The 15,831-nt window shown below is 43.4% G+C and carries 12 protein-coding genes and 1 other annotated feature; of the genes, 4 read left to right on the top strand and 8 right to left on the bottom strand.

Annotated features, from left to right (window positions below; translation table 11 throughout):
* Window positions 1-2: 2 nt before the first annotated feature.
* Window positions 3-953: a homoserine kinase gene (thrB, locus tag Xbed_RS03280; protein WP_086111519.1), complete on the bottom strand. Its 951-nt coding sequence runs from the start codon at window positions 951-953 to the stop codon at window positions 3-5.
* Window positions 935-3,439 (bottom strand): bifunctional aspartate kinase/homoserine dehydrogenase I, encoded by a 2,505-nt coding sequence (gene thrA / locus Xbed_RS03275; protein WP_086111518.1) that lies wholly within the window; start codon window positions 3,437-3,439, stop codon window positions 935-937. The genes thrB and thrA overlap by 19 nt, the downstream gene beginning before the upstream one ends.
* A gap of 25 nt (window positions 3,440-3,464) precedes the next feature.
* Window positions 3,465-3,584: a sequence feature (Thr leader region), on the bottom strand.
* A gap of 684 nt (window positions 3,585-4,268) precedes the next feature.
* Here thrA and arcA point away from each other — a divergent pair.
* Entirely contained in the window at window positions 4,269-4,985 is a 717-nt protein-coding gene (arcA, locus tag Xbed_RS03270) for a two-component system response regulator ArcA (RefSeq protein WP_038238609.1), read from the top strand.
* 120 nt (window positions 4,986-5,105) lie between these two features.
* Here the strand turns inward: arcA and creA are convergent, their stop codons facing one another.
* Complete coding sequence (creA, locus tag Xbed_RS03265) at window positions 5,106-5,582, bottom strand: protein CreA (protein WP_086111517.1); 477 nt, start codon at window positions 5,580-5,582, stop codon at window positions 5,106-5,108.
* A gap of 733 nt (window positions 5,583-6,315) precedes the next feature.
* On the opposite strand from creA, the gene robA reads away from it, so the two are divergent.
* A complete protein-coding gene (robA, locus tag Xbed_RS03260) occupies window positions 6,316-7,197 on the top strand; it encodes an MDR efflux pump AcrAB transcriptional activator RobA (protein ID WP_086111516.1) in 882 nt (293 codons plus the stop codon).
* Here robA and gpmB read toward each other — a convergent pair.
* A complete protein-coding gene (gpmB, locus tag Xbed_RS03255; protein WP_086111515.1) occupies window positions 7,194-7,841 on the bottom strand; it encodes a 2,3-diphosphoglycerate-dependent phosphoglycerate mutase GpmB in 648 nt (215 codons plus the stop codon). The two genes, robA and gpmB, sit on opposite strands and share 4 nt — an antisense overlap.
* Before the next feature lie 55 nt (window positions 7,842-7,896).
* On the opposite strand from gpmB, the gene yjjX reads away from it, so the two are divergent.
* On the top strand, window positions 7,897-8,424 hold the full coding sequence (gene yjjX, locus Xbed_RS03250; protein WP_086111514.1) for an inosine/xanthosine triphosphatase: 528 nt from the start codon (window positions 7,897-7,899) through the stop codon (window positions 8,422-8,424).
* Window positions 8,425-8,632: 208 nt separating this feature from the next.
* On the opposite strand, the gene trpR is transcribed toward yjjX, so the two are convergent.
* The gene (gene trpR, locus Xbed_RS03245; protein ID WP_086111513.1) at window positions 8,633-8,953 is read right to left on the bottom strand and encodes a trp operon repressor; all 321 of its coding nucleotides are present in this window, start codon (window positions 8,951-8,953) and stop codon (window positions 8,633-8,635) included.
* A gap of 56 nt (window positions 8,954-9,009) precedes the next feature.
* On the bottom strand, window positions 9,010-10,929 hold the full coding sequence (gene sltY, locus Xbed_RS03240; RefSeq protein WP_086111512.1) for a murein transglycosylase: 1,920 nt from the start codon (window positions 10,927-10,929) through the stop codon (window positions 9,010-9,012).
* A 246-nt stretch (window positions 10,930-11,175) separates the two neighbouring features.
* On the opposite strand from sltY, the gene ettA reads away from it, so the two are divergent.
* Window positions 11,176-12,843: an energy-dependent translational throttle protein EttA gene (gene ettA / locus Xbed_RS03235; RefSeq protein WP_086111511.1), complete on the top strand. Its 1,668-nt coding sequence runs from the start codon at window positions 11,176-11,178 to the stop codon at window positions 12,841-12,843.
* A gap of 64 nt (window positions 12,844-12,907) precedes the next feature.
* On the opposite strand, the gene Xbed_RS03230 is transcribed toward ettA, so the two are convergent.
* Both Xbed_RS03230 and nadR read right to left on the bottom strand, forming a co-directional pair.
* Window positions 12,908-13,636, bottom strand: coding sequence for an ATP-binding cassette domain-containing protein (locus tag Xbed_RS03230; protein WP_086111510.1), 729 nt, complete (start codon window positions 13,634-13,636; stop codon window positions 12,908-12,910).
* 679 nt (window positions 13,637-14,315) lie between these two features.
* Window positions 14,316-15,542, bottom strand: a complete 1,227-nt coding sequence (nadR, locus tag Xbed_RS03225) for a multifunctional transcriptional regulator/nicotinamide-nucleotide adenylyltransferase/ribosylnicotinamide kinase NadR (RefSeq protein WP_086111509.1) — start codon at window positions 15,540-15,542, stop codon at window positions 14,316-14,318.
* Window positions 15,543-15,831 lie beyond the last annotated feature (289 nt).

Genomic DNA, 15,831 nt, shown 5'->3' with positions numbered 1-15,831 from the left:
CGTTACTCTACCTGTCGTGCGCCTGCGAGATCCAGACGGCAAATGTGTACAAAACCTTCATCATTCTGTACGTAGTGTTGTTGCAGCCATTGTGCGACATCTTCTGCGACGGCCATTTCATTGCAAATCGCAAAGAGGGTGGGGCCTGAGCCGGAAATACTGCATGCGAGTGCCCCCAATTTCAGGGCGGCTTCACGCGCGTTGGCAAAGCCGGGCAAGAGTTGCGTGCGATACGGTTCTGCAACCACATCTTGCATCAATTTGACGGCCAGCCCTGATTGTCGGGTATGGCAGGCATGAATGAAGCCGGCAAAATAACGGCCGTGATCAATGAGATCCTTGCGGGGGTATTCTGCCGGCAGGATCGCCCGGGCTTCGGATGTTGAAACTTTGATGCCCGGATAAGCCATCACCCACAACCAATCATCAAACACAGGAACGGGTTGGCAAAGTGGCCCTTCTTGAGACAATATCAACTGTAACCCTCCCAAATAGCAGGGCGCGACATTATCATAATGAACACTACCAGAAATGCGTCCTTCCAATTCACCCATCATGTCCAGCAACTGATTGCGACTGAATGGGCGGCCTTCATATTCATTCAAGGCCACCAGACTGGCGACCACGGAGCAGGCACTGGAGCCTAACCCCGAACCAATTGGCATATTCTTTTCTAATGTCATGGCAACAGGCAGTTCTTTTCCTAACCGTTGACAAAAAAGCTGCCAGCATTGGTAGACAATATTATGTTTGGGATCGGTAGGGAGTTTGCCGACAAATCGTCCCTTGTTATTGAGGCTGAAACTTGCAGCTTCACTTATGGAGACACAATCTCCAAGCAACGAGCCATCAACGGGAGAAACCGCTGCGCCGAGCACATCAAATCCGACGCCAACATTCCCGATAGAGGCAGGTGCATAAACCCTGACAGCCATTAAACCCCCAATTTCCATGACAGAGTGCGTAAGATATCAGCAAAAACCCCGGCTGCCGTCACATCATTCCCTGCGCCATAACCCCGCAATACCAGCGGAATGGGTTGGTAATAACGGGTATAGAAAGCCAGTGCGTTTTCGCCATTTTTGACTTTATAAAGCGGATCGTTGCCATCAACCGCGACAATTTTTACCGTACAACGACCTTGTTCAATGATGCCGACATAACGTAAAACTTTGCCTTGTTCCGCTGCATTTACCGCCCGTTGGCTGAATTCCTGATCCAGCCGTGGTAAATGGCCCAGGAAATTTTCGACATCACCGCTGGAATCGAATGAGGCTGGCAATACCGGCTCAACATGAATATCTTCCAGTTCCATTTCATAACCCGCTTCCCGCGCCAAAATCAGCAGCTTACGGGCAACATCCATGCCAGAAAGATCGTCCCGTGGGTCCGGTTCAGTAAAGCCTTTCTCTTTCGCCAGCATCGTGGCCTGTGAAAGCGTCATACCTTCATCCAGCATACCGAAAATGTAGGATAGAGAGCCAGACAGAATTCCGTTGAATTGGACTAACTCATCTCCGGCATTGAGCAGATTCTGCAAATTTTCAATCACAGGCAATCCAGCGCCCACATTGGTGTCATACAGGAATTTGCGCTTTGATTTTTCCGCTGCCTGACGGATTTGGCGGTAATAAGCCATCGACAAGGTATTGGCTTTTTTATTGGGTGTGACAATGTTAAAGCCATCACTGAGGAAACTGGCATATTGTTCCGCAATGGTTTGATTAGAGGTGCAATCCACAATGACCGGATTCAGGAGATGGTACTCTTTCTCAAGGCGGATCAGACGGCTAAGGCTAAAAGGTTCAGTCGCTTCTGATAGGGCTCGTTGCCAATTATCCAAACAGATCCCCTGCATATCGGTCAGCAAAGCGCGGGAATTGGCAATACCGCACACCCGTAGTTCAATGTGTTTTTGTTTGAGCCAGGCTTGCTGGCGACGGATTTGTTCGATCAAGGCATTTCCTACTCCCCCCACGCCCACAACGAAGACTTCAACGACTTGGGCGGTGTTGAACAACATCTGGTGACAGAGCCTGACTGCCGTGGTTGCCGCATCATTTTCAATGACGGCGGAAATGGAACGCTCAGAAGAGCCTTGGGCAATGGCAATGATGTTGATATTAGCGCGTGTCAATGCAGAGAAGAAACGGGCAGAAATTCCACGCTGGGTACGCATACCATCCCCAACGACGGAGATAATGGCCAGGTTATCGATCACGTCGATGGGATCAAGCACGCCATCTTTCAATTCCAGATAAAATTCTTCTGTTAATGCCTTCTGTGCCTTTGATAGCTCTTTTTGCGGCACGCAGAAACTAATGCTGTATTCCGATGAAGACTGTGTAATCAACACAACGGAAATCCCTGTGCGGGACATAACGGAAAATACCCGGGCTGCCATTCCAACCATGCCTTTCATGCCGGGGCCGGAGACGTTGATCATCGCCATGTGGTTCAGATTGGTAATGCCTTTAATCGGCATATTTCCGTCTTTTTGTTCACCTTGTTCACCATCAATAAATTGTCCATCACCAATAGCTCGCCCATTACCAATAAAAGTACCGGGAGCATCGGGATTGGCCGTGTTTTTAATCAGGCAAGGAATTTGAAATTGTGCAATGGGGGCGATGGTACGAGGGTGAAGGACTTTCGCGCCAAAGTAAGATAACTCCATGGCTTCTTGATATGACAGGCTTTTCAGCAAGCGTGCATCCGCAACCGCTCTTGGATCACAGGTATAAACGCCATCGACATCCGTCCAGATTTCGCAGCAGTCTGCGCGTAAACAGGCTGCCAGCACAGCGGCTGAATAATCGGAGCCGTTGCGTCCCAACACCACCAATTCACCGTTTTCATTACCTGCGGTGAAGCCTGCCATCAGAATAATATGGTCAGCAGGAATGTTCAGTTCAGCAATCCGTTTGGATGATTCATGGATATCAACGGTAGATTCAAGGTAATGCCCATGCGCCAGGAGATTTTTGACGGGATCAATCACAGTGACTTTATGACCACGAGCCAGTAATACCGCTTCCATGATGGCAATTGATAACTTTTCGCCACAACAGATCAAAGATGCGTTAATCCTGTCCGGACACTGTTTCAACAAAGAAATGCCATGCAGGGTTTGTTTCAGGTGACCGAGTTCACGCTCCACTATTCCTTTCAGGCGTTCATAATCAAATCCCGCTTGTTGCGCTTTCAACCCCGACAGCAAATCAGCGAAAACTTGGGTTGCATCGCTGATATTGGAAACAATATCCTGCCCTGCGACCGTTTTTTCGATCATCGCCACGAGATGGTTGGTAATTTTTGCCGGTGCAGAGAGCACCAAGGCAACTTGCCCAAGGCGTAACTCATTCTCGGCGATCTCTGCAACGCTCAGTACTCGCTGGTCATTTGCCACTGAGGTGCCCCCAAATTTCAGTACTCGCATTAACATTCCTCTCCTGATTTCTGTCAAAAAAAAAGCCCGTATCTTGTGGGATACGGGCTCATTATTATTTTATGTGTACGCGTTAGCCCGCACCGCAACTTAGGGTTCCGGTGGTAATCGTCGTGGTGGTTTTTGTAGTGACCATCTTTTTAGGGCTGTTATGGCGCATAGTTTCCTGTCTGTCTTTTAATTTGTCTGACCCCCTATTGGTTAAATTAAACTGTGGTCAATGTCAAATATTTTTTATCGGGAAAGCAGAAAAAAACGTCATTTTCCGTACTGTAATTATTCAAAGTATGACAAAAGTGATGAGTCATTATCTGGTAGGTAGGGTTATTTCCCAGCATTTAATTTTACAAAAAACATATTTTGTAATTATTTTGTCTTTATGATAAAAACATGCAAATTTGAACGGTTGGGTGCCGAATCGATCTTTTCAGGCATTCAAGATCCAGTGACGGTCATTAACATATTTTATTCAAATCAATAACAAATGATCTAAAGTAAAATTAACAATTACAGTTAATGTTAACGTGCTACAATTGATTTTGATATGTATCAACAAAAGTTAGTTTTTTTAGCAGGTAAATGCATTACTGGCTGTTATATTGCTGTTAATAGACTAATATAGGGCCTTGTTTAAATCGGGTTTTCCGGGTATGTACCCTCCAAAAAAGCGCCGCAGGCTTTTAGCGTAAAACATATCAAAACCTTTATTTTGGGCATAAGCTGGTTTTCTGTGCATCAGAACAAGATCAGCATATTTTCTTTTAATAATAGCAGCTTATGTCATACAGATTCTGTTTTTTAGCGATTTTAGGTAGCAACCATGCAAACCCCGCACATTTTGATTGTTGAAGACGAAATTGTCACACGCAATACCCTTAAAAGCATCTTTGAAGCTGAAGGGTATGTCGTTTATGAAGCCACTGACGGTTCAGAAATGCACAACATTCTGTCAGATAACGATATCAACTTAGTGATTATGGATATCAATCTGCCAGGTAAAAATGGGTTACTTCTTGCCCGTGAATTACGTGAACAGGCAAATGTCGCGCTGATGTTCTTAACGGGGCGCGACAATGAAGTGGATAAAATCCTTGGTCTTGAAATCGGTGCTGATGACTATATCACCAAGCCGTTTAATCCGCGTGAATTAACTATTCGTGCCCGGAACTTGCTTTCCCGGACAATGAACCTGAGTCATTCCGGTGAAGAACGCCGCCAAGTTGAAAGCTACAAGTTCAATGGGTGGGAACTGGATATCAACAGCCGTTCCCTGGTGAGTCCAATGGGCGATCAGTACAAACTGCCACGCAGTGAATTCCGTGCGATGCTGCATTTCTGTGAGAATCCAGGAAAAATCCAGACTCGTGCAGAATTGCTGAAAAAGATGACGGGTCGCGAACTGAAACCTCACGATCGTACTGTTGATGTCACGATTCGCCGCATTCGTAAACATTTCGAATCGACGCCAGATACGCCTGAAATCATTGCAACCATCCACGGTGAAGGTTACCGTTTTTGTGGTGATTTAGAAGACTAATCAACGCGGTTACAGTGATTAACACTGTATGGGTCAAAAAGCCCCGAATGTCTTGCGACATCGGGGCTTTTCTTTTTAACCGCCGCTCGCGTTTTCACCATTGATCGCCCTGTGGGGGATTTATTCTTTCCACGGCATAATCGGTACGGCGCTGATCGCATTTTTAGGGGAGCCATCGATCACTTTGTCAGAGTAAGTTAAATAAATCAGCGAATTACGCGCAGGATCATAGAAGCGTACAACCTGAAGTTTTTTAAAGACTAAAGAGGTCCGTTTCTGGAAGACGACCTGTCCTTTCTTGGGTGATTTTTTTATCTTATCTGCCAACTCAATCGGGCCAACCTGCTGACAGGATATGGCGGCATCAGAGGTATCTTCCGCCAATCCAAGCCCCCCTTTAATTCCACCTGTTTTGGCCCGGCTCAGATAACAGGTCATGTTTTTAACATCAGGATCATCAAAAGCCTCGATCACGATTTTGTTATCAGGGCCAAAAAGTTTGAATACGGTATCGACAGAACCAATCTCTTCTGCGTGCAGCACGACAGGAGAAAAGAGTAAGCCAGCCGCTATCACTAGTTTCTTCATTGTTGCCATATTTAGTCCATTTGAATTAAATAAATACAGTGAAAATATCTACCATTAACATATAATGTCAATCAATAGACCTAATATAACTATTTTCACCATGAATATATCCGCAATAAAAAATCATGGCATTATAGCTAAATATGCGCCCAAAACGAGTCAGTTGTGGTGGGTAAATCGCTCTCCACTGACTGCCCCGATTTCTCAATTGCGCTTAAAACAGAGGGAACTTTTAGAAAGTTGCCATGTTCATAACAACATTCGCCCATCAGATAGTGGTTTATTTTTTATTTAAATTCATGGCGTTGCCTAATTCATCAAGACAATGCTTGACATATTGTCAAATCTACCATTAATTTATTCCAAGTTTAAACTTGTTTAATTTTGTTGCTGATTTACTTGAAACATAAATGTAACAACAAGGATGCTAAATTAAATATAGTTTAGTTGGTGATTATCTCGGTGGTTATTTGAATTTTCAGGCAATGATAAATTTTGTCATTAATTTGCTGAAATGGGACTGCCGTTACCACGGTAAGGAACAGGGACGGTTTTCAAAATGTGAAAATTATAATGTGCCTGAACCATACCTGAACGTCAGGTAGGCAATGCCCTCAGAAAAACCCTGTCTTTTATCTTTGAGGAAATATAGGTATTGATGATAAATCAGACGACATAATATGTTCATTCAGAAAAATATTTTATATGATTTTCTTTTTGTCTTAATGACTTAGGGAGATGTATGGATCAAACCAACATCATTCGAGATTTGCTGCATTGGGTGGATAACAACCTGGATCGGCCATTATCCCTTGATAACGTTGCAGCAAAAGCAGGTTACTCCAAGTGGCATTTGCAGCGTATGTTCAAGGATGTGACTGGTCAGGCAATTGGCTCTTATATTCGCGCCAGAAGGTTATCCAGAGCCGCAGTTGCATTACGTTTAACCAGCCGCCCTATTCTGGATATTGCCTTGCAATATCGCTTTGATTCCCAGCAAACTTTCACTAGAGCGTTCAAAAAACAGTTTGACAGAACGCCAGCATCCTATCGCCGAAGTGAAGATTGGTGCGCCAAGGGGATATGTCCGCCTATTTTGCTGGATAACAAGCCCTTGCCCGCGCATAAATATGTCACATTGGAAGATAAGCCACTTATTGGTACTGAGCATACGTGTAGTTATATGCTTGAGCAGTGGTCAGTGGCTTGCAAAGATATGCGTCATAACTTTTGGGTCAACTATCTGCAGGATGCCGAAGTATTGCCACCCAGACTTTATGGATTACACCATACGACCTTTAGTATGGATCATGAAGATGAGCAAACGGTTTTCTATACTACGGCTATTGAACCCGAATACGCTACCTTTGATACCAAAGACAGTAGTCCGGTTATTCTGCCCGGTGGAGATTATATTTCGTTCAGTTATTTTGGTGATAAAGAACAGTTGCAAGAGTTTCTTTTCACCATTTATGGTATCTGCCTGCCTACACTAAACATCACTCGCAGAAAGGGATACGATGTCGAGCGATACTATCTCACTAACCTTGAATGGAAAAATATTGGGAATGAGTCTCAAAACCATATTGTGGAGTTTGAGTATCTCATCCCAATTGAGCGTTAGCCCTGTAATTCATCCAAGGCGGGCATATCCAGATGTGTGATATCGCCCGCTGTTTCGACAACCCAGCCCGAAGCCAGCCACGGGCTATCCTGATAATCCACCCGTGAAATGGAGCAGTTTCTTAGTCTCAGACGGCGTTCTGAATTGGCCGGAAGTCCCAAAATCGAACAGACTAAACTGACAAGTGCCATGCCATGACTCACCAGCAAAGGGCGGCTTCCTGCCGGTAGATTGAGACAACTTTCCAATGCCGCCCGCATCCGGATAGATAACTCATTCATCGATTCACCTTCTGGGATACGTCCATTTGGTGTACCATCGACCAGACTTTTACGCCAGGATTCCTCTTCCGGTGTGAGGGAATTCAGTTCGCGGTTTTCCAAGACGCCCATATGTAACTCTCGCAAACGCGGTTCCAGTATTATTTCGCACCCACAGGCTTTAGCGATGATTTCTGCTGTTTGTCGTGTTCGGCCAAGGTCACTGGTGATAACATGAGTAATGTTTTCTGATTTGACTCTCTGCGCGACTAAGTGAGCCTGACGTTGACCAATTTCAGTCAAAGGGCTGTCAGATTGTCCCTGAATACGGCGAGCCACGTTCCATTCGGTTTCGCCATGACGAACAAGATAGACCTGTAACATAGTTATTTTCCGTTATACTGCATCATGAAATAATTCAAAGGATAATTTATTTATTATGTACCACGTTATTGCAGCAACAACTAACCCTGCGAAAATAAAAGCGATTAGCCTTGCATTCGATGATGTTTTTGGCCCAGGTACTTACCGCATAGAAGATGTCAATGTAGACAGCAGTGTACCTCAACAACCTATTGGCAATACTGAAACCCGCACAGGTGCGCGTCATCGCGTTATGGCTGCCCGCCAGGTTCGGCCCGAGGCTGATTTTTGGGTTGGGGTTGAAGCTGGAATTGAAGATGACATGACATTTGCCTGGATGGTGGTTGAACACAAACAGATCCGTGGGGAATCGCGTTCTGCCAGTCTGATGCTGCCTGAAAAAGTGTTGGAAGGCATTCGCGAGGGACGCGAACTGGGCCACGAAATGGCTGACGTGGCTGGCATCGATAATATCAAACAGAAAGGCGGTGCAATCGGCTTTTTTACCAACGGTATTCTGACGCGCACCAGCGTTTATCATCAAGCGTTGATACTGGCTCTTGTACCTATCCATCATGAAATTTATAAAGAGTTAAATAACTAATCTTAACGGTACAGTATAGTTAACGGCCTACTCAATAGGATGGCTGTTCAAATGACATAGCCGTTCAAATGATATAGCTGTTCAGACGACATAGCTGTTTGGGGTTACCGTTGGATGACCCCAAACAACATTTGAATCCGTTATTTTATACTGACCGCATTTCACACTGATTATTTTGATAAATTAATCGCGGTTATTTTAGCCGCAGTTATTTTAGCAACTGAGCTTCCAGCCACGTTTTAACATGGGCTGGCGCTGTTTTTAAGCTGTTGGAACCCCGTGTAATGGTCGCAATACCAACACTAAGCTCGTTTTTTAGTTCGCGTTGGCTCATTTGCCCCCGCATCAATTCCTTAATAATCTGAACCCGGGTTGATAAAGCTGTACGCTCATCGGGAGTCAATAATAGCTGTAAAATAGAATGTTGCAAATTTTGTTCAAATGCTGTCTGCAACAACTCCACAAAAGTGAGCCAGTCATCACCATCTTCCGGGGAAATCGCCGGATCAATCAAATGATTTTGTGTCATAATAGACTACCATACTATTTAACTAGTACGGCAGCATATCATACTTGCCGCACAAATTAATAATGCCTTTGCCATTCAGCATCAGTCAGTACGTTCGATATTTTTCCCATAAAATTATGGTAAAACATATCATAAGCAAGAACGTTTTTGACATAAGAACGTGTTTCAAGGAAAGGAATGCTCTCAATAAAGGCGATCGGATCAATGCGCCCAGAGGAGTTAGCCAGCCAGCGATCAACATTTGTCGGTCCTGCATTATAGGCGGCACTGGCAAGAATGCGGTTATTACCAAAACGCTGGTAAACCGAATCCAGATAGGCGGTGCCAATTTGGATATTCATGACAGGATTCATTAATTGACTGCTGCTGACATAGCCTTGAATTTTTTGACTTTTCACCGTGTGTTCGGCTGTTTTTGGCATAATTTGCATTAAGCCACTGGCTCCTTTGGCAGAGCGGGCTTGTGGATTCCAGGCACTTTCCTGACGGGCAATCGCCATCGCATAACTTTGTGAAATATTTTTATCTGACGTAAAGTTGGCAAATTCGTTTTGCCATGCCAGAGGGAAGCGCTCTTCAAGGTGATCCCACATTTTTCCCGTAATGGTGGCCTGCACACTAAACGCAGGCCAGTGCTGCTCCAGCGCATAACGAGCTAGTTGCTGTTGCCTGAGATGCTCTTGCGATGAAACCAGGCTAACCCATTCTGAACGCGCCAGACCATCCATGTTCCAATACAATAATTCGCGGATGCGCTTGATTTCAGGCATATTGGCAATGGAAGCATCCGGTCTTTCTGATTTATTAATGAACAATGGATAGGGCATATGTAATTTCTGCGCCGCCACCATAGGATAAAAACCCCGGTGCCCGGTCAGGTTACGTAAAATCGCCTTTCCTTCTGTCTTTTTCCCTTGGTTGAACAGAATCATGGCGCTCCAATATTGCCACTCATCTTGCTGTAAATTCGTTTTTGGCAGCAACGAAAGCCATTTTCCAAGCCCGGTATAATCACCCTCCCTCAATGCCAAGCGAGCGCGTCGCTCAATTAATTGAGCCGATTGTGAATCCTGAATGGTCTCATCCCGCCATTTTGCCTGTTCGGGTGTGATATCCCCCATCAATTGCCAGGCAACGATATCTTTTAACTGCTGGTGTTCGCTATCATTCATTTTCTGTGCGCGAACAAAGGCAGGAATGTTAACTCTGGCAAGCTCGGCTTCTTTGCGGGCAAAACGAGGAAAAATCATCATGACAACTGAACGGGTGAAATTGGTTGGTGCTGTCGTTGTGGAAAATTGTTTAATCAGTGCCGGATCTTGTTGCAGCTTAATCAAACTTGAGCCTAGGCCCTGATGATCTAAGGGCAAGCGTTTGGCAAGATAAGTGATGAGTGCAGTATTGTTTTCTTTCATTGCCAATTCAATGCGCTGCAAAATTAAATGGGTAGAAAGATATCCGGCTTTCTCCCAGACATCGAATAGCTTATTGCAATTATCAGGTAATGCACGGCCACTTAGCCAAATTTCTTCCGCCCCGTTCCATGCAACCTGCTGGTGACCCGTAGCCCATTGGGCAAAGTAATAATCACAGCGTTCTGTCACTGCGCTTGGGGGATTGCGGCTGAAGGCTAAAATACCGGCCCAGTCACCCTTGTTGGTTAGCACATTAATAAACCGGGATGTCAGTGAACGTGCGGGTGGCAGAGTCGGATAAGTGTGAATAAAATGCTGAATTTGCTGGGGGGTCGCCATTGCTAGATCTTGAGTTAACTGACGATATTCAAGATAGGGGTAGAGCGGATAATTTTTTAGCGTTGGCATCAGGCGTGCAACTTCGGCCATATTTTTGGCTTCCCATGCCTGTTTTATTTCTTGATAGCGCTGGCGTTGAGCATTCAGAGAGTCAGCATGTGCCGCTCCAGCAACCACGGAAACCATACTTACAGCGATTGTAAAATGCTGCCACTTACTCATTGCCACATACCCCTCTGGAAGACTACTATCAGTCAGCGCTCAAATGCATTGCCAAAATATATTGTAATTATAATCATATTATTGATGTGATTTATTACAACTGATGAATGCGAGAGGGAATGCGGGAATTTAATCCTAATCAGGTAGCAACACGATAGGTAAAATTTAGGATAGAATACGCCATTCAAGGCTCCACAAGCACAAATAAATCTTAAAATTTCCTGATTAATCAAAAGGTAAAATACATTGGCTCAATATGTTTATAGTATGCACCGGGTTGGTAAAATTGTTCCCCCGAAAAGACATATTCTGAAAAATATTTCTCTAAGTTTTTTCCCTGGAGCAAAAATTGGTGTTCTCGGCCTGAATGGTGCAGGTAAATCAACCTTACTGCGCATCATGGCGGGTATTGATACAGATATCGAGGGAGAAGCTCGCCCACAACCCGGCATTAAAATTGGCTATTTGCCGCAGGAACCTAAGCTCAACCTTGAGCATACTGTTCGTGAAGCGGTGGAAGAGGCGGTCAGTGAAGTTAAAAATGCGCTGGCACGCCTTGATGAAGTTTATGCTGCTTATGCTGATCCGGATGCGGATTTCGATAAGCTGGCAAAAGAGCAGGGTGATCTGGAAGCGATTATCCAGTCCCACGACGGGCATAACCTGGATAACCAACTGGAGCGAGCGGCTGATGCCCTGCGTTTGCCGGCGTGGGATGCCAAGATTGAGCATCTGTCCGGTGGTGAGCGCCGTCGTGTAGCGATTTGCCGCTTGTTGCTGGAAAAACCAGACATGCTGCTGCTTGATGAACCCACCAACCACCTTGATGCTGAATCTGTCGCCTGGTTGGAGCGCTTCCTGCATGATTACGAAGGTACAGTGGTTGCAATTACCCACGACCGCTACTTCCTTGATAACGTTGCTGGCTGGATCCTGGAACTTGACCGTGGTGAAGGTATTCCATGGGAAGGTAACTACTCTTCATGGCTGGAGCAAAAAGATGCGCGTCTGGCACAGGAAGCGGCTTCAGAAGCGGCTCGGCGTAAGTCGATTGAAAAAGAACTTGAGTGGGTTCGCCAAAATCCGAAAGGACGTCAGGCAAAAGGCAAGGCGCGTTTGGCTCGCTTTGAAGAACTCAATAATGTGGATTACCAGAAACGCAATGAAACCAGTGAACTGTTCATTCCACCTGGCCCACGTTTGGGCGACAAGGTATTGGACGTCACCAATTTAACGAAGTCTTACGCTGATCGCGTTCTGATCGATAATTTAAGTTTCTCCCTGCCGAAAGGGGCGATTGTCGGGATCATCGGCCCGAACGGTGCGGGTAAATCAACGTTGTTCCGTATGTTGTCCGGTCAAGAGCAGCCTGATTCCGGCTCAATTACACTGGGTGAAACCGTTAAATTGGCTTCTGTTGATCAGTTCCGTGACAACATGGATGACAGCAAAACGGTTTGGGAAGAAGTTTCTGGCGGTCAGGACATCATGCGTATCGGCAACTTTGAAATTCCAAGCCGTGCCTATGTCGGACGTTTTAACTTCAAAGGGGTAGATCAAGGCAAGCGTGTGGGTGAATTGTCTGGTGGTGAACGTGGCCGTCTGCATTTATCCAAACTGCTACAAGTTGGCGGCAACATGTTACTGTTGGACGAACCGACTAACGACTTGGATATTGAGACGTTGCGTGCATTGGAAAATGCCCTGTTGGAATTCCCGGGTTGTGCGATGGTTATTTCCCATGACCGTTGGTTCCTTGACCGTATCGCAACGCATATCATTGATTATCAGGATGAAGGTAAGGTCTCCTTCTTTGAAGGAAACTTCAGCGAATACGAAGACTACAAGAAGCGGACATTGGGGGCTGAAGCGCTGGAGCCTCACCGCATTAAATACAAAAAGATCAGTAAGTAAGTTTGATCGAAAAAACGGCCTGATATCAGGCCGTTGTTGACTCATCATGATTCGTTTATCGTAACTACTGCACTAAAACACGTTGTTCCAGAAAAGATTCATAAGTTTTAACGGCTTTTCCACTTGTCAAAGTGATAACACTGTCCGCATGTCGCATCAGACGGCTATCTTGTGAAGCAATGACGACGGTGCCTTTCTGTTCATGTGCAATAAATTTAAAGATATTAATGAACGTCTGGAATGCTTTCTGATCCAGGTTACGTGTCGGATCATCTGCAAATAAATATTCAGGTCTTCTGGCGATGGCTTTTGCCATTGCCGCCAGTTGCCGCTCATTTCCAGACAGTTCCCCTGGGTAATAACGGCTTTTATCGCCTAATTTCACAATATCCAACGCTTTCTGCGCGATTTTTTCTGCTTGCTCACGAGAAAGCGATAATCCATAAGACGTTGATAATAACAAGTTATCTAACAGCGTGAGTTCACTCGATAAATTGAAGCCTTGGAAAATGAACCCACTATTTTCAGCATGAAACTTTCCTAATTCTACATCATTCATTAGTTTCAACTTGTTATTATTAATTAATACATCTCCTTGATCTGGTTGTAACATACCCGATGCAATCGACAATATCGTTCGGTTAGTCGATGCTCTCGGCCCTGTTATCAAAGTAATTTCACCTGGTATAATAGAAAATGTGATATCTGAAATCATTTCATGATTAACTGTGGTATCAGTTAAACCATATGAAATATTGATAACCTCAATCGATTTAAATTGATTTAAGTTCATATTCTCAACACAATTAGGTTAAAAGATTAAAACTTTTTCCTTAACATATGCGGTCTAATTTTATTCGAAATAGCATTAATATCCTTGTGATATTGTACGAGTAAAAATAGTCTATATGTGAAACATCTTCATCAAGGATATGCTCATCTTATGTCAATTATTATTTACAATGATCATCATAATAAATGAGATGTTTCTTAGTCTTAGAATAAAAAAATCAAGAATATTAATTGATTATGCTTAAAACAAAAAATTATTCAAATAAAAATAGCATAAGCTCTTCTATCTTTATTCCATTTTAATAATAAGGAAAAAAGTCATTTTATATTTCATTAACATTTTAATGTTATCTCGCATTACCTCCATGATTGTTTAAAACACCTAAAATATTTGTGGGATTATTATAACCTAATAAATTTTATATAAATAAATCAATAGGCCTGTTCATTAAATGACTTATTTCTCTGCAATTCAAGTCAAAAGAGTAAAATTAAAGTATCAAAAATTATTATTAACACAATCTATTTTATTACCGTTGTAAAAATAACGACAGTTAACATTTAATTAAATGTTAACTTGGCGTCAGCATAAAATGAAAAAAGTTACAGTGAATAATAAATAAACATCAATTAATTGTGATCATAATATAAGTGTAATCTATTTTATCTATATAAGTGGATTACGCCATTAACATGTGTTGAACCAGTTCAACACAGCGTAGAAAACGCTGATCATAGTCGGGTGAATCAACACAGACATAGTCGATATTATTTTTTTTCAATAAACTTTCAAGTAAATATTGAAATTCTTTACGATCTCGTTCACTGCCTAAACTTCTCAAACCATCCGCGACCCAAGGGGTGTTATTCTCTAAAAGAATAACTAAATCAAAACGATACTCATCAACCATGGCCTGAACAAAGGGATGTTCTTTTCCTTCATAGCGTTTGCAAAATGCCTGGGTTGTCACGAAATCAGTGTCGATAAAAGCAACCTTATTAGCATATTTAACCGAAAAATCAATATATTGAGCATGACCCAGCGCAATTTTATCGTAATCTGAGTATTGCAGGGCCATTTCATCGCCACCCAGATGGGAGAACACATAGTCTCGCCCATATTCCCATGCGCTGGTGGTGTTAAACATATTGGCCAGTTTATTCACCAAGGTAGATTTTCCGCTTGATTCACCGCCGAGAATGGCAACGGTACGCACAAAGAAGGGTTTCACTTCGGTAGGGATGTATTCCCAATAGCGGAAAGGAGCCTGACGGATTTGGCTTCCGCTGATATTCATGAATGAGCGTTGTGGGTCAATAAGCACGGTTTCAATGTTGAAATGCTCTTTATAACGGGCAGCATCTTGCGCCTCACTGGAATAGATGTATTTGGGCGTGATCCCTTTTGTTGACATGAATGCTTTCATGCCCTTGCTCCATGCCTCCCAGCCATTTGGATAAGGCTCCATGCCTTGTTCATCAAATGCATGAATATGAATATTTTTTTGATACTTGAATGTTTGCAACAACCATCTCAATCGGTCACTTACCGTTGGCTGCTGGGACATCGAGCTGTTGATAAACAGTTCACGATCACGAACTTCATCATAACAGAGAACAACATGTAATTCATCAACTTGGCTGGAAGCTCTCTGAATCAAATAAATGTGCCCGGTATGTAACGGGTAAAATTTACCAAACACGACACCAATTGTTTTCTTTTCCATGGGATACGCCAATCCTAGATATTGATGAAGAGAAGCCAGTTTCTGTGCACTGGGACTCTTTATTTTGTCGTTAATGAGTTGGCTAAGATAGCCTTTTGTCATACCACTGGCATCAGCAACTTGCTGTAATGTGCAACCCGCCTGTTTGATAGCCTCTTTCAAATAGTCAAACTGCCCCATATAACTCCCTCCTCTTATGTTTAGTATATTAAACAAATTAGCATGTTCATCGTGAAAGGTAAAAACAAAATGAGTTGTTTATCGATGCTTTGGGATTAAATACTGTTATTTTGGCAACTTTGAGTGTTTAAGATTGGATAATCAGCGATATGAATAAAATAAAAAAACAAATGCTAAATTATTAGGATTAATTGTAAGATTCAAGGCGAGGCGGAGAGTTGATTTTTTATTTATACAGAGTGAATAAAAATATTTTTTAAATATTGCCAGATTATTTATATTCATTAAG

The organism is Xenorhabdus beddingii, assembly GCF_002127545.1.
GTDB classification, from domain to species: Bacteria; Pseudomonadota; Gammaproteobacteria; order Enterobacterales; family Enterobacteriaceae; genus Xenorhabdus; species Xenorhabdus beddingii.
The sequence above is the reverse complement of the archived record's forward strand: the minus strand, read 5'-3'. Positions and strand labels throughout refer to the sequence as shown.